The following is a 15289-nucleotide window of genomic DNA, read 5'->3' as shown; positions in this document are numbered from 1 at the left end:
CCGCCCCGGCCGAGGCCCCGAGAGGACCCTCATGACCGTCAACGTCCTGCCCCCCGCGACGTCCGAGAAGGACACGCCGCCCGATCCGCATCAGCTGGCTCCGATCGAGCCCGCGAAACGCAAGAGGCACCGCTCACCCCTGGCGTACCTCCTGGTCACGCCGGCCGCCCTGGCCGAGCTGCTCGTCCACATCGTCCCGATGGTGCTCGGCATCTGGATCGCCTTCATCACCCTCAACCAGCTGAGCATCGCGAACTGGGTCAACGCCCCCTTCGTGGGGCTGCAGAACTTCGTCACCGCGCTGAACCCGAGCTCGCCGATCGCCACGCAGCTCTACGGGGCGCTCGGACGGACGCTGCTCTTCACCGTGATCGTCGTCGCGATCGCCTGGAGCATGGGCATGCTCGGAGCGGTGCTGCTGACCAGCTCGTTCAAGGGCCGCGGAGTGCTCCGCACGCTCTTCCTGGTGCCCTACGCGCTGCCCTCGTACGTCGGCACGATCGCCTGGGCGTTCATGTTCAACCAGCGCGACGGCGCCATCAACCGGTTCCTGGTCGACGACCTCGGGATCCTGCAGGACCGCCCCTTCTGGCTGCTCGGCGGCAACTCGTTCTGGGCCATCGTCATCGTCACCGCGTGGCAGTTCTGGCCGTTCGCGTTCCTGATGCTGCTGGCCGCGCTGCAGAACATCCCGGGCGACGTCTACGAGGCCGCCAGCCTCGACGGCGCGAGCCTCTGGAAGCAGTTCACGCAGATCACGCTGCCGATGGTCAAGCCCGCGAACGCGGTGCTGCTGCTGATCATGAGCCTCTGGATCTTCAACCAGTTCAACGTGCCGTACGTGCTCTTCGGCCCGGCGTCGCCCGAGCAGGCGACGTTGATCTCGCCGCTGATCTACCAGCAGTCGTTCAACAACTGGAACTTCGGTCTCGGCGGTGCCATGAGCGTCATGCTCCTGGTGGTCCTGCTGATCGCCTCGGCGTTCTACATCCGCATGGTGCTCCCGAAGGGACAGAACGACAATGATTGAGACCCGCGGCTTCAAGATCTTCCGCTTCTTCGGGCTGGCCTTCCTGTCGCTGGTCGTGGTCATCCCGCTCTACGTGGTGCTCACGACCTCGATCAAGCCGCTCGCCGACGTGCAGGGGCTGTTCACCTGGATCCCCTCGCGGGTGACGCTCGAGCCGTACGTGCAGATCTGGCAGACGGTGCCCCTGGCGACGTACTTCAAGAACAGCCTGATCGTCACGGTGTCGGCGACGATCCTGTCGGTGTCGATGGCCGTGCTGGCCGCCTACGCCCTGGCCCGCATGAGGTTCCGCGGCCAGCGCAGCTTCAGCCTGGTCGTCCTGTCGACGCAGATGTTCCCCGGCATCCTGTTCCTCCTGCCGCTGTTCCTCATCTTCGTGCAGATCCAGCGCACGGTCGGGGTGCAGCTGACGGGCAGCTACCTCGGGCTGATCATCACGTACATGACCTTCTCGCTGCCGTTCTCGATCTGGATGCTGACGGGGTACTTCGCGTCCATCCCGAAAGAGCTGGAGGAGGCCTCGATGATCGACGGCACGGGTCGCCTCGGCGCCCTGTTCCGCGTGATCATCCCGGTCGCGAAGCCCGGCATCATCGCCGTCGCCGTGTACGCCTTCATCACCGCCTGGGGCGAGGTGCTCTTCGCCTCGGTGCTGACCAGCAAGGACACCCGCACCCTGTCGATCGGACTCCGGGCCTACGCGTCGCAGCAGGACGTCTACTGGAACCAGCTCATGGCCGCCTCGGTCGTGGTGTCGCTGCCGGTTCTCATAGGCTTCATGCTCGTGCAGAGACACTTGATCACCGGGCTCTCGTCGGGGGCCGTGAAGTGACCCCTCCGGGCGAGGTCGCGGCGGTCGGTCTCGCCCTCCAGGGGGAGACCGCCGGAGGCGCGGCTCCGGTCGAACCGCTCCGTGTCGGCATCGTGGGCGGGGGCTTCATGGCCCGCGTCCACGCCGGCGCGGCACGGGCGGCCGGTGCCCGAGTGGTCGCCCTCGCTTCGTCCAGCGCCTCGAGCGCCGGCCGCGCGGCCGGCGCCCTCGGCGTGGACACCGCGCACGAGACGGTCGACGACCTCGTGCGCGACCCGCGGGTCGACGTGGTCCACGTCTGCTCGCCGAACGCGACGCACGCCCCGGTGGCGCTCGCGGCGCTCGCGGCGGGCAAGCACGTCATCTGCGAGAAGCCGTTGGCGACCTCGGCCGCCGAGGCGACGGCTCTGGTCGAGGCCGCCGCCGCGGGCGGACTCGTCGGCGCCGTCCCGTTCGTCTACCGCTACCACCCGATGGTGCGCGAGGCCAGGGCCCGGGTCGCGGCGGGCGAGGCCGGTCGGGTGCTCAGCGTGCGGGGCTCGTACCTCCAGGACTGGCTGCTCGACAGCGGCGACGTCGACTGGCGGGTCGACTCGGCGGCCGGCGGGCCGTCGCGGGCGTTCGCCGACATCGGCAGCCACCTGGTCGATCTGCTCGAGTTCGTGATCGGCGATCGGCTGGCGCGGCTGACGTCGACCACCAACCGCGCGCACGACAGCCGGGGCGGCACCCGCGTCGACACGGAGGACGAGGCCGCGGTGGTCTTCGAGACCCTCGGCGGTGCGATCGGGACCCTCTTCGTGTCGCAGGTCGCCCCGGGTCGGAAGAACCGCCTCCTGCTCGACGTGTCGGGCACCGCCGAGAGCCTCGAGTTCTCGCAGGAGGAGCCCGAGACCCTCTGGGTCGGCCGCCGCTCGGGCGCACGCCTGGTGCCGCGCGACGCGTCGATCCTCTCGCCCGACGCCGCACGGCTCTCGACCGTGCCGGCCGGCCACCCGATGGGGTACGTCGACGCCTTCGCGGCGTTCGTCCGCGACGCCCACGACGCCGTCCGCGGCGGCGCGCCCGAGGGGCTGCCCACCTTCGCCGACGGCCTGCGGGCGGCACGGGTCACCGAGGCCGTGCTCGACTCGGCGGCCGGCCGCACCTGGGTCGACGTGCCCTGAGCAGGGCGACCGCACCCGCGCCGAGACCGACGACCGCCCCGAACGAGAAGGACCCATGACCGAGAGCTCCCGCCCCGTCACCCTGTTCACCGGCCAGTGGGCCGACCTGCCCTTCGAGGAGGTCGCCGCGCTCGCGGCCGGCTGGGGGTACGACGGGCTCGAGATCGCCGCATCGGGCGACCACCTCGACCTCGAGCGAGCGGACGTCGACGACGCCTACCTGCGGTCGCGACTGGAGGTGCTCGACCGTCACGGGTTGAAGGTCTGGGCGATCTCGAACCACCTCACCGGGCAGGCCGTGTGCGACGATCCGATCGACTTCCGACACCAGGCCATCGTCCGCCCCTCGACCTGGGGCGACGGCGACCCCGAGGGCGTGCGGCAGCGCGCCGCCGAAGATATGAAGCGCGCCGCGCGCGTCGCCCGCAAGATGGGGGTCGACACCGTCGTCGGCTTCACCGGCTCGAAGATCTGGCCCTACGTGGCGATGTTCCCCCCGGTGCCCGCCTCGGTGATCGACGCCGGCTACCAGGACTTCGCCGACCGCTGGAACCCCATCCTCGACGTCTTCGACGCCGAGGGGGTCCGGTTCGCGCACGAGGTGCACCCCAGCGAGATCGCCTACGACCACTGGACGAGCGTCCGCACCCTCGAGGCCATCGAGCACCGTCAGGCGTTCGGCTTCAACTGGGACCCTTCGCACATGCTCTGGCAGGGCGTCGACACCGTGGGCTTCATCACCGACTTCGCCGACCGGATCTACCACGTCGACTGCAAGGACACCCGGATCAAGCCGCCGTCGGGTCGGTCGGGCGTGCTCGGCTCGCACCTGCCCTGGGGCGACCCGCGGCGCGGCTGGGACTTCGTCTCCACCGGTCACGGCGACATGAACTGGGAGGACGCCTTCCGCGCCCTCGACTCCATCGGCTACGACGGCCCCATCTCGATCGAGTGGGAGGACGCGGGCATGGACCGCCTGCACGGCGCTCCCGAGGCGCTCGCGCACATCCGTTCGCTGCTCTGGAAGCGGCCCACCGCCTCCTTCGACTCCGCCTTCTCGAACCAGTAGCCCGAGAGACCTCGACATGCCCCGCACCCTCCTCCCCGGCCAGCGCTGCCGCGTGCTGATCGTCGACCCCGCGACCGGGGCGACCGAGACCGTCTTCGAGAGCCGCACCCTGCTGGTCGAGGCACCCAACTGGAGCCCGGACGGCCGCTGGCTGGTCGTCAACGGCGACGGTCTGCTCTGGCGCCTGCCGGTCGACGCCCGCGCCGTCGACGAGACCGCGCTCGAGGCCGTGCCGATGGGCGACGTGCCCGAGATCAACAACGACCACGTGATCGCGCCCGACGGGTCGGTCGTCTTCGTCAGCGCCCGTGACGGGCACGTCTACGAGATCCCGTGGGAGGGCGTACCCGCGGGGGAGTCGGCCCGCCGCGTCACGCGTCCGCACCCCGAGGGGCGCAACCACAAGAACTACCTGCACGGGGTCTCGCCCGACGGCGGCACGCTCAGCGTGATCGTGGGCGCCCTGCCGGCGCCGGTCGCCGACCCCGGAGCCGAGGAGGCGCGGGTCGACTGGCGCACGAACGTCGCCCTGGTCGCGGTGTCCGACGGCGCGGCCACCCCGGTCACGGACGACGAGCACCCCGACGACGGGGCCGAGTTCGCTCCCGACGGCGCCCGGCTGTGGTTCAACTCGGAGCGCGCCTCCGGGGGAGTCGCCGGTCACGCTCAGCTGTTCCGCACGGGTCTCGACGGCGCGGGGGCGGTGCAGGTGACGCACGACGAGCGGGTGAACTGGTTCCCGCACGTGTCGCCCGACGGCTGCACTCTGCTCTACGTCTCGTTCGAGCCGGGGACGCTCGGTCACCCCGAGAACCGCGACGTCGTGCTGCGCACCCTCCCGCTCGGCGGCGACGGCCTGCCCGAGCCGGGGGCGACGCCGCACGACGTCCTCGCGCTGTTCGGCGGCCAGGGCACGGTGAACGTGCCCGGCTGGTCGCCCGACTCGTCCCGTTTCGCCTGCGCCGACTACCCCCTCGCCTGAGCGACGTCACGGCTCGTCCATCGGCGCTGCACAGTCCGCTCATAGGAATCTCCCGATACTGGAGAATGTGACCACGACGCCCCCCGCCACCGCAGCCGCCCCGAGACTCACCCGGGCCGACGGATCGCCTCTCCGAGTTCTCGTCGTCGACGACGAGAACAGCCTCACCGACCTGCTCTCGATGGCGCTCCGGTACGAGGGGTGGGACGTCAAGGCCGCCTCCGACGGGCAGAGCGCGCTGACGCTCGCCCGCGAGTTCAAGCCCGACGCGATGGTGCTCGACTGGATGCTGCCCGACATCGACGGTCTCCAGGTGCTCGGCCGCCTCCGTCAGGGCGGCGACGACACCCCGATCCTGTTCCTCACCGCGAAGGACGCCGTCGAGGACCGCGTGCAGGGGCTCACCGCCGGGGGCGACGACTACGTCACCAAGCCGTTCTCCCTCGAGGAGGTCGTGGCTCGACTCCGCGGGCTGATCCGTCGTTCGGCGTCCGCGCTCAGCGAGAGCGCCGACTCGCGCATCACGGTGGGCGACCTCGTGCTCGACGAGGAGAGCTACGAGGTGCACCGAGGCGATCGCGAGATCGAGCTGACGGCGACCGAGTTCGAGCTGCTCCGGTTCCTGATGCGGAACCCGCGTCGGGTGCTGAGCAAGGCGCAGATCCTCGACCGGGTCTGGAGCTACGACTTCGGCGGCAAGTCGAGCGTCGTCGAGATCTACATCTCGTACCTCCGCAAGAAGATCGACGCCGGCGAGGAGGCCATGATCCACACCGTGCGCGGCGTGGGTTACGTGATCAAGCCCGTCTCGTGAGTCGGCCCCTGCCCTCTCCGACCGGGTCGCGCCTCCGGAATTCCTGGCGGAGCCTGGGGCGGAGCATGCCCGGTGTCGCCGGCCCCCTCACCCTCCGGCAGCGTCTGATCCTCAGCATCGTGGCGCTCGTCGTGCTGCTGACCGTGGTGATCGGCTCGCTCAGCGTGCTCGTGCTGCGCGTGTCGCTGATGGACCAGCTCGACGGCGAGCTCGCCGGGGCCACCACGCGGGCGGCTTCTCAGGGCGGCGCGTCCGAACCCTCCCTCTCGCCCGACGGCGACGAGCTCAACGGACCGCGTCAGGCTCCCGGCACGGTGACCGCCGTGGTCGTCGACGGAGTGGTGCGGGCCGCCTACCGCATCACCGACGGGGGCGACCTCGAGACCGTCGACCTCGGAGGATCCGGCGACTCGCTGGCCGCCGTCGTCGAGAGCCCCGTCGACGGCGACGGGCGGACGCCGGCGATGACGGTCGACCTCGGCGGCGATCTCGGGTCGTACCGGGTCGAGGCCCTGCGGGGCACCCTGCTGTCGAGCTCGACGCCGGCCTATCTCGTCGTCGGTCTGCCCACCAGCAGCGTCGACCGCACCATCACCGTCATGGTCGTCGCCATCGCCGCCGTGACGATCGTCGGTCTCGCGGTCGCGATCGCCATCGCCTTCGCCGTGGTCCGTTCGGCGCTGCGGCCGCTGCAGCGGATGTCCGACACGGCCCTCCGGGTCGCCGAGCTGCCGCTGGACCGCGGCGAGGTGGCGCTCGCCGAGCGCGTCGACGAGCAGGACACCGACACCCGCACCGAGGTGGGTCGCGTCGGCGCGTCGCTGAACCGCATGCTCGGCCACGTCGCCGGAGCGCTGGAGGCGCGGCAGCAGTCCGAGAACAAGGTGCGGCAGTTCGTCGCCGACGCCTCGCACGAGCTCCGCACCCCGCTCGCCTCCGTGCGCGGCTACGCAGAGCTCACCCGTCGCATGAACACCGATCTGCCCGACGACGTCGTCTACGCCATGGGGCGGATCGAGTCCGAGGCGCTGCGGATGACCTCGCTCGTGGAGGACCTCCTGCTGCTGGCCCGACTCGACGAGGGGCGCGACCTCGTGCTCGCCGACGTCGACCTGACCCGCATCGTGCTCGACGCCGTGAACGACGCGCATGTGGCCGGACCGTCGCACGACGTCGACGTCGACGTGCCCGACGAACCCGTGGTCGTCTCGGGCGACGGCATGCGGCTGCACCAGATCGTCGCCAACCTGCTGACGAACGCCCGCACCCACACGCCCGACGGAACCCGCGTGCACGTGACGCTCTCGGTCGAGCCGGGCGCCGCCGTCGTCCGGGTCGCCGACGAGGGCCCGGGCATCGACCCCGGGGTGCTGCCCGTGCTGTTCGAGCGGTTCGCCCGGGCCGACAGCTCGCGGTCGCGCAAAGCCGGATCGACCGGTCTCGGCCTGGCGATCGTGCAGGCCGTGGTGCAGGCGCACGGCGGTCGGGTCGACGTCGACAGCTCGCCGGCCGGGGCCGCCTTCACCATCCGACTGCCGTTCCCCGCGACGGCCGCCGCTCGGCCCGACGCGAGCTGACGCCGGCGCAGGAGGCGCGACTTGCGTGATCGCGCCTCCTGCGTCTACTCTGTTCACAGCCCAAGACCGCCGGTCGTGTTCGCCTGCTCGCAGACGGATGCCGAAGGTTCTCGAGAGAGAGCGACCAGCGCAGGTGTGTGAAGTCGTTCCTCTTCTCGAAGAGATCCAGCTCCGTGCGCTTGCGCCGGAGCTTTTTTCTTTGTGCTGAACACCTCAGACCCGAGATCAGTCCTCTGATCTCAGACCTGAGGCGTGCAGCGTTCGAGGCCGGGGGGCTACCGGCACACCCACGTTTTAGGAGAGCCATGGCGAACAAGGAAGCATCGGTCGCCGAGCTCACGGAGAACTTCCGTGACTCGACCGCCGTTCTGCTCACCGAGTACCGCGGTCTCACTGTTGCCGAGCTGAAAGAGCTCCGCAAGTCCATCAGTGCAGACGCGACGTACGCCGTGGTGAAGAACACGCTCAGCAAGATCGCGGCGAACAACGCCGGAATCAGCTCGTTCGACGACGAACTCGTCGGACCTTCTGCGATCGCCTTCGTGCACGGAGACCCTGTCGCCGTCGCCAAGAGCCTGCGTGACTTCGCCAAGGCACACCCCGCTCTGATCGTGAAGAACGGTTACTTCGACGGTAACCCGCTCACGGCAGACGAGGTCAAGCAGCTCGCCGATCTCGAATCCCGAGAGGTGCTGCTGGGCAAACTGGCCGGCGCCTTCAAGGCTTCGCTGTTCGGTGCTGCCTACCTGTTCCAGGCACCGCTGTCGCAGGCCGTTCGCACGGTCGAGGCGCTGCGTGCCAAGCAGGAAAGCGACAGCTGAACAGCTGTCGTACCAACCCACACTTTAGAAAACCCATAAGGAGAACACCATGGCGAAGCTCACGCAGGACGAACTGATCGAGGCCTTCAAGGAGCTCACGCTCATCGAGCTCAGCGACTTCGTGAAGAAGTTCGAAGAGGTCTTCGAGGTCACCGCTGCTGCCCCCGTGGCCGCCGCCGGTGCCGCCGGCCCCGCCGCCGCCGCTGAAGAGGTCGAAGAGCAGAGCGCCTTCGACGTCGTGCTCGAGGCTGCTGGCGACAAGAAGATCCAGGTCATCAAGGAGGTCCGTGCGCTCACGAGCCTCGGTCTCGGCGAGGCCAAGGCCGTCGTCGACGGTGCCCCCAGCACCGTCCTCGAGGGTGCTTCGAAGGAAGCCGCCGAGAAGGCCAAGGGCCAGCTCGAGGCTGCCGGCGCCACCGTCACCCTCAAGTAATTCCGCTTCACCGCTTCACACGAAAGGCGTCACCCTCCGGGGTGGCGCCTTTCGCCGTCGCGCCCCGTGCGCGTGCCCGTGCGTGCGGGCGTGCGTGCGTGCGAGCGTGGCAGGGGCTTCGGCGGGTTCCCGTCATCGGCGGCGGGTCAGCGCTGACCCGCCGCCGATGACGCGGACCCGCCGCACCTGGACCCAGGGGAGGGCCACCTAGAATCGGGGCATGCCAACGGAAGCCGGTTCGGCGCCCTCCACGATGACCGAGAACTACCTCAAGGTCATCTGGAAGGCAGACGAGTGGGCCGTCGACGGCGACGCCCCCGGCATCACGACGAACGAGATCGCGGCCACGCTCGGGGTCGGCGCCTCGACGGTGTCGGGCAACCTGCGGAAGCTCGAACGCGACGGCTTCATCGACTACGAGCCGTACCGCCGCATCGCCCTGACCGAGACCGGTCGCGCCGTCGCGATCGCCGTCGTGCGCCGTCACCGACTGATCGAGACGTACCTCGTCGAGCGCCTCGGCTACGGGTGGGACGAGGTGCACGACGAGGCCGAGATCCTCGAGCACGCCGTCAGCGACCGCCTGCTCGAGGCCTTCGACGTCGAGCTCGGCCGACCGACCGCGGACCCGCACGGCGACCCGATCCCCGCGAGCGACGGCACCACCGTGCGCCCCGTCGCCCACCGGCTGGGCGAGTTCGCCGAGGGCGAGTGCGGCTACGTGGTGCGCGTCTCGGACGACGAGCCCGAGCTGCTGCGCTACCTCAGCTCGCTCGACCTGCGGGTCGGCGCCCACGTGCGGATCGGCGAGCGCCGCGACTACGCGGGGTCGTTGCAGGTCGTCGTCACCGACGCCCACGACCTGCCCGTCGAGACGGTCGAACTGGCCGGGCCGGCCGCCGCCTCGGTCTGGGCGAACTCCGAGCCGCACACGCACGTCTGACCCCGGGGAGGGCAGGCCGCTCGCGCACCCGGTCTCGGACCGGACCCGATCGACGCGGCCGGGTGGCCGGGGCAGACGGGCGGCTAGGGCAGACGGGTGCCGGCCGGGTCGGCGAGGAGGCGCGCGAAGGCGAGCTCGGCGGCCCCGATGGTGAGACGGTCGGCTCCGAGCTCGGCCGGGACGATGCGCAGATCGTCGGCCGAGCCGGGCAGCGCCTGAGCGGTGACCCCGGCGAGCAGACGCTCCGGCTCGGCCGCGAGCAGCGACGCGAGGAACCCGCCCAGCACGATGAGACTCGGATCGAAGACGTTGACGACGTTGCGGAGGGCGATCGCCAGGAAGTCGACCTGGCGCTGCACCTCGACCCGCGCCTCCGACCCCGGGGTCGACGCGACGAGCGCCGCGGCGAGCTCGTCGACCTGCGACCGGTCGAGACCGGTCACGGCCAGCAGCTCGGCCTGACCGACCTCGGTCTCGAGGCAGCCGGTCGCCCCGCAGTGGCAGAGTCGCCCGACCGAGTTCACGAGCGTGTGACCGAGTTCGCCCGCGTAGCCGCCGGCTCCGACGAGCGGGGCGCCGCCGACGAGGACTCCCCCGCCGACACCGCTCGCCCCGCCGTTGAGGAACACCAGGTCGTCGACCCCGCGCCCGGCCCCGAAGCGCCCCTCGGCGAGGGCCGCGGCGGACGCGTCGTTCGCCGCGCGAGCCGGCAGACCGGCGGCGTCGGCGACGAGCTCGGCGAACGGCTCGTCGACCCAGCCGAGGTGCGGAGCCAGCCGGACGAGACCTCCGTCGGCGCGGACGAGACCGGGCACGGCGAGGCCGACCCCGACCTCCACCACGCCGGGCGACGCGGCGCGCAGCTCGTCGATGACCGAGGCGGCGACAGCCGCCGCGCCCCGTGCCGTCGGGATGCCGTCGGTCTCGTGGCGGATCCGCGAGCGCACGACGCCGTCGAGCCCGACGACCCCGACGGTCACGGCGTCGATCTCGGGGTTGACGGCGTACGCGACGACGTCGCGGCTCGCGGCGACCACGGGGCTCGGTCGGCCGACCCGGGCGATGCCCACGGGGTCGGTCTCGATGACGAGTCCGCGCTCGGCGAGCTCGCCGACGAGAGCCGCGATGGTCGATCGGTTCAACCCGGTCGCCTGCGTCAGCGCCGAGCGCGAGCGCGGGCCTGCCGCGTGCACGAGCCCGAGCACCGCCGACAGGTTCGTCTGGCGCACACCGTCGGCGCGCGCCCCGGGTTCGATCGTCACGTGGCCTCCTCGGCCGAGCGTACCGGCTCGCGGTACGGGGGCGGCAGGCGCCGTGTCAGTCCCAGCCGACGCCGAAGCGCTCGAGCTGCGGAGCCACGCGCGTCGACCCGGACGAGGAGGCGGTGGTCTCGACCGACACCGCGCCTCCTGCCCGCGTCACGACGAAGTCGGCCGTCTCGCCGTCGGGCGTCGTCACGGTCACCGTGCGGGCGCCGTCGCCGCCGGGGAGCACCCGCAGCACGAGCCCGTCGAGGTAGTCGTGGTCGGGGCGGTCGTCACGCCCGCCCATCGGGATGACGGCACCCTCACGGACGTACAGCGGCAGGGTCAGCACCCCGTGGGTCTCGGTGCGCCAGACACCCGCCCCCGCGTCGACGACCTCGCCCGTGAACCAGTTCGTCCAGCGCCCGGCCGGCAGGTAGACCTCGACGGTGCCGTCGGCGGAGAACACCGGCGCCACGAGCAGGTCGTCGCCGAGCAGGTACTGCGTGTCGATGTGCGCCGCACCCCGGTCGCCCGGGAACGCCAGCGCCATCGGCCGCATGACCGGCAGCCCGGTGCGGGTGGACTCGAGCCCCGCGGCGTAGAGGTAGGGCATCAGCCGCAGCTTGAGCTTCGTGAAGACCCGGGTCACCTCGACGGCCTCGTCGTCGAACGCCCACGGCACCCGCACCGAGCTGCTGCCGTGGAACCGGCTGTGGCTCGAGAGGAGACCGAACGCCGTCCAGCGCTTGTAGACGTCGGGATCGGGCATGCCCTCGAAGCCGCCGATGTCGTGACTCCAGAACGAGAAGCCGCTCATCGCGAGCGACAGACCGCCACGCAGCGTCTCCGCCATCGATTCGAAGGTCGAGGTGGAGTCGCCGCCCCAGTGAACGGGCAGCGCCTGGCCGCCGGTCGTCGCCGAGCGCGCGAAGACCACGGCGTCGCCCTCGCCGCGGACCTCCTCGAGGACGTCGAAGACGGCGCGGTTGTAGAGCTGCGTGTACCAGTTGTGCATCCGCTCGGGGTCGGAGCCGTCGTGCCAGACCACGTCGGTGGGGATGCGCTCGCCGAAGTCGGTCTTGAACGCGTCGACGCCCTGGGCCTGCAGCCGACGCAGATGGCCCTGGAACCAGGCCGTCGCGTCGGGGTTCGTGAAGTCGACCAACCCCATGCCCGCCTGCCAGAGGTCCCACTGCCAGACGCTGCCGTCGGGGTTCCTCACGAGGTAGCCGGCGTCGGCCGCCTCGCGGAACAGCGTCGAGCGCTGCCCGATGTACGGGTTGATCCAGACGCAGACCCGGAGGTCGCGCTCGTGCAGACGCGCCAGCATGCCCTCGGGGTCGGGGAAGACCCGAGGGTCCCATTCGAAGTCGCACCACTGGAACTCGCGCATCCAGAAGCAGTCGAAGTGGAAGACGCTGATCGGCATGTCGCGCGCGGCCATCTCGTCGACGAAGGCGGTGACCGTCTCCTCGTCGTAGTCGGTCGTGAACGAGGTCGAGAGCCACAGGCCGTACGACCAGGCCGGCACGTGCGCCGGGCGACCGGTGAGCCGCGTGTACCGGTCGAGCACATCGGCCGGGGTCGGGCCGGCGATCACCAGATAGCGCAGGGTCTCGCCCGCGACCGAGAACTGCACGCGTTCGACCGCCTCGGAGCCGATCTCGTACGAGACGTGCCCCGGGTGGTCGACGAGGACGCCGTACCCGCGGTTCGTCAGGTAGAACGGCACGTTCTTGTAGGCCTGTTCGCTCGAGGTGCCGCCGTCGGCGTTCCAGACGTCGACGGTCTGCCCGTTCTTCACGAGCGGACCGAAGCGCTCGCCCAGCCCGTAGACCAGCTCGCCGACGCCGAGCGACAGCTGCTGCGAGACGTACGACGGGGCGTGGTCCGTCGCCGTGCCCGGACGCCCCGCGCCCTTCAGCACGGCGCCGACCATGGCGCCGTCGATCCGCGCGTCGGGGGCCACCTGGTGGTACCCGACCGACTTCGCACCCGAGCGCGTGAGCACGGTGTCGCCGTCGCGGAAGACGAGGTCGAAGGGACCGCCGCGACCCAGGGAGGCGGTGAGCCGCCCCGAGGACAGCGTCGCACCTCCTTCGGTCACTTCGGCGACGCCGACCCCGGCCGGGCCGCCCTCGGCGCCGACCAGGTCGAAGCCGATCTCGTCGCGACCGCCGGCGAAGTGCGTGACCTCGACGGCGATCACGCCCTCCATCGGCGAGCTGAGGCCCACGGTGAGCACCGGCCGGTTGAGCGTGTCGCCGCGGTGCGCGATGACCTTGGTGGGGGCCGTGACGGCGAGCGAGCGCCCGTCGTCACCGGTCTCGACGTCGTAGACCTCCTGGCCGAAGAGGGAGGAGACGCCGGGACGCGTCTGCCAGAAGCCGTCGGTGAACTTCATGGGGTGCCTTTCGAGCGGTGCGCGCTACTTGACCGCACCGGCGGTGATGCCGCGGGTGAGGGTGCGCTGGAAGAGGAGGAAGAACACGAGGGTCGGGATCAGGCCGAGCAGCGCCGAGGCGCTGGTCGTCGTGACGTCCATCAGGCGGTCGCCCTGCAGCGCCGTGATGGCCACCGGCACCGTCTGGTTCGCGTTCGAGACGAGGAAGGTGAGCGGGATGAGGAACTCGTTCCAGGTCCAGATGAAGAAGAAGATCGCGAGCACCGACAGGGTCGGGCGGCTGATCGGCACGATCACGCGCCAGAGGATCTGCCACCGGCTGGCCCCGTCGAGCGACGCGGCCTCGAGGACCTCCTTCGGGAAGGTCCCGTAGACGCTCGACAGGAGGTACGTGCCGAACGCGCTCTGGATCACCGTGAAGATGATGATGACCGCCCAGATGTTGTCGTAGAGCCCCACCTGCTTGAACAGGAAGTACAGCGGGTAGAGCAGGGCCTCCTGAGGCAGCATGTTCGCCAGCAGGAAGAGCACGATGATCCAGGTGCGGCCGCGCACCCGCCCGATGCCGAGCGCGTAGGCGTTGAACACCGAGATGACGACGGCGAACACCGCGACGAGGCCGGCGATCACGAAGCTGTTCCAGAGCTTCTGCGGGAACTCGACGCGGTTCCAGAAGTTCACGAGACCGTCGAAGTAGAGCGACGTCGGCAGGCTCAACGGCCCGCCGGCCGTGTAGTCGGCGGGCGACTTGAACGAGTTGACGAGGATCAGCAGGAACGGCAGCGCGATCAGCACGCCGAACAGCACGGCCGCGGCGAGGATCGCCCAGTCGGCGGCCGTCTTCTTGCGCCCCCGCTGCTTCGCCTTCGGGAGGCGCGGGTCGGCCACCGCAGGACGGATGCGGTCGTCGTCGACCGGGGGTACGACGGTCGTGGCCATCAGCGGCCCCTCTCTGCTCGTTCGGCCCGGTTCTGGGCCTTGATGAAGAACACCGTGATGACGACGATGACGAGGGTCAGCGCCGTCGCGATCGTGGCGCCGTAGCCGACCTGCTGGCTCTGGAAGAACTCGCTGTAGGCGTAGTAGCTCGGCACGATCGTCGAGTCGCCGGGCCCGCCGCGGGTCAGGGCGTAGATCGGACCGAACACCTTGAGCGCCGCGATCGTGCAGGTGAGCACGACGACGAAGATCTCGGGTCGGATGATGCTGACGGTGATCGCGCGGAACCGCTGGAACCAGCCGGCCCCGTCGAGCTCGGCGGCCTCGTACAGCTCGGGGTCGACCCGCTGCAGGGCCGCCATGAAGATGACCACGGGGTAGCCGAGCTGCACCCAGACCATGACCACCATGATGCTGAGCAGCGCCGTGTCGGGGCTGCCGAGCCAGTTGTGCTGCAGCGCCCCGAGCCCCACCGCCTCGAGGACGGTGTTGAGCGCGCCGTTCTCGGGTCGGAGGATCCAGCCGATGACGATCGCGGCGATGGCCACGGGCAGGATCTGCGGCAGGTAGTACGTCGCCCGGAGGAACGACGCGAGTCGGCCGCCGAACTTGCGGCCGATCAGGTCGAACAGCATCGCGGCGAGCAGCAGGCCGAGCAGGGTCGGGACGACGACCATCGCGATGATCAGGAACACGCTGTTCTGGAACGACGTCCAGAAGCGCTCGTCCGACATCAGCTCGCGCCAGTTGTCGAGGCCGGCCCAGGTCGGCGGCCGGATGCCGCGGTAGTCGGTGAAGCTGAGGTAGACGTTCCAGACCAGCGGGACCAGCACGACCACCGTGAAGAGGACGAACCCCGGGATCAGATAGAGCCAGAACCCCCGGCGACCGGAACCCGGCAGCAGGCTCTCCTCCGGGGGGAGGGCGGGGCGGGCCACGCGACCGGAGTCGCCGGCACCGCGGCGGGGGCGCCCGGAGCCCGGGAGGGCCGGCGACGTGGGCCGACCCTCCTGGGCGCGCTGCGCCTCCTTCGTGTCGACGGAGGTCATCGCG

The 15289-nt window shown here is 70.5% G+C and carries 14 protein-coding genes; 10 read left to right on the top strand and 4 right to left on the bottom strand.

Annotation, left to right across the window (positions count from 1 at the left end; translation table 11 throughout):
• Positions 1-31: 31 nt before the first annotated feature.
• From SOM13_RS08805 to SOM13_RS08760, 10 genes are all read left to right on the top strand, one after another.
• The gene (locus SOM13_RS08805; RefSeq protein ID WP_320479470.1) at positions 32-1030 is read left to right on the top strand and encodes a sugar ABC transporter permease; all 999 of its coding nucleotides are present in this window, start codon (positions 32-34) and stop codon (positions 1028-1030) included.
• Positions 1023-1862, top strand: coding sequence for a carbohydrate ABC transporter permease (locus tag SOM13_RS08800; RefSeq protein ID WP_192058758.1), 840 nt, complete (start codon positions 1023-1025; stop codon positions 1860-1862). Before SOM13_RS08805 ends, SOM13_RS08800 begins: the two co-directional genes overlap by 8 nt.
• The gene (locus SOM13_RS08795) at positions 1859-3007 is read left to right on the top strand and encodes a Gfo/Idh/MocA family oxidoreductase (RefSeq protein ID WP_320479469.1); all 1149 of its coding nucleotides are present in this window, start codon (positions 1859-1861) and stop codon (positions 3005-3007) included. Before SOM13_RS08800 ends, SOM13_RS08795 begins: the two co-directional genes overlap by 4 nt.
• A gap of 55 nt (positions 3008-3062) precedes the next feature.
• Positions 3063-4076: a sugar phosphate isomerase/epimerase family protein gene (locus tag SOM13_RS08790; protein ID WP_192058756.1), complete on the top strand. Its 1014-nt coding sequence runs from the start codon at positions 3063-3065 to the stop codon at positions 4074-4076.
• Positions 4077-4092: 16 nt separating this feature from the next.
• Positions 4093-5058 (top strand): biopolymer transporter Tol, encoded by a 966-nt coding sequence (locus tag SOM13_RS08785; protein WP_320477845.1) that lies wholly within the window; start codon positions 4093-4095, stop codon positions 5056-5058.
• A 55-nt stretch (positions 5059-5113) separates the two neighbouring features.
• Positions 5114-5872: a response regulator transcription factor gene (locus SOM13_RS08780; RefSeq protein ID WP_374231395.1), complete on the top strand. Its 759-nt coding sequence runs from the start codon at positions 5114-5116 to the stop codon at positions 5870-5872.
• 65 nt (positions 5873-5937) lie between these two features.
• Positions 5938-7449: a sensor histidine kinase gene (locus SOM13_RS08775; RefSeq protein WP_197981659.1), complete on the top strand. Its 1512-nt coding sequence runs from the start codon at positions 5938-5940 to the stop codon at positions 7447-7449.
• Positions 7450-7754: 305 nt separating this feature from the next.
• Complete coding sequence (rplJ, locus tag SOM13_RS08770) at positions 7755-8270, top strand: 50S ribosomal protein L10 (protein WP_192058752.1); 516 nt, start codon at positions 7755-7757, stop codon at positions 8268-8270.
• A gap of 49 nt (positions 8271-8319) precedes the next feature.
• Positions 8320-8703, top strand: a complete 384-nt coding sequence (gene rplL, locus SOM13_RS08765; RefSeq protein ID WP_192058750.1) for a 50S ribosomal protein L7/L12 — start codon at positions 8320-8322, stop codon at positions 8701-8703.
• A 220-nt stretch (positions 8704-8923) separates the two neighbouring features.
• The gene (locus SOM13_RS08760) at positions 8924-9646 is read left to right on the top strand and encodes a metal-dependent transcriptional regulator (RefSeq protein WP_320479468.1); all 723 of its coding nucleotides are present in this window, start codon (positions 8924-8926) and stop codon (positions 9644-9646) included.
• Positions 9647-9729: 83 nt separating this feature from the next.
• On the opposite strand, the gene SOM13_RS08755 is transcribed toward SOM13_RS08760, so the two are convergent.
• Genes SOM13_RS08755 through SOM13_RS08740 form a run of 4 tightly spaced genes read right to left on the bottom strand, consistent with a single transcriptional unit; the run spans position 9730 to position 15285 of the window.
• The gene (locus SOM13_RS08755) at positions 9730-10908 is read right to left on the bottom strand and encodes an ROK family transcriptional regulator (protein WP_192061545.1); all 1179 of its coding nucleotides are present in this window, start codon (positions 10906-10908) and stop codon (positions 9730-9732) included.
• Between the two features lie 55 nt (positions 10909-10963).
• On the bottom strand, positions 10964-13297 hold the full coding sequence (gene yicI, locus SOM13_RS08750; RefSeq protein ID WP_320479467.1) for an alpha-xylosidase: 2334 nt from the start codon (positions 13295-13297) through the stop codon (positions 10964-10966).
• 24 nt (positions 13298-13321) lie between these two features.
• Positions 13322-14236 (bottom strand): carbohydrate ABC transporter permease, encoded by a 915-nt coding sequence (locus SOM13_RS08745; protein ID WP_192061547.1) that lies wholly within the window; start codon positions 14234-14236, stop codon positions 13322-13324.
• Positions 14236-15285, bottom strand: coding sequence for a sugar ABC transporter permease (locus SOM13_RS08740; RefSeq protein WP_320479466.1), 1050 nt, complete (start codon positions 15283-15285; stop codon positions 14236-14238). Before SOM13_RS08740 ends, SOM13_RS08745 begins: the two co-directional genes overlap by 1 nt.
• Positions 15286-15289 lie beyond the last annotated feature (4 nt).

Source organism: Frigoribacterium sp. CFBP9030, from assembly GCF_034045195.1.
Classification (GTDB): Bacteria; Actinomycetota; Actinomycetes; order Actinomycetales; family Microbacteriaceae; genus Frigoribacterium.
This window is presented reverse-complemented; position numbering and strand designations above follow the sequence as displayed.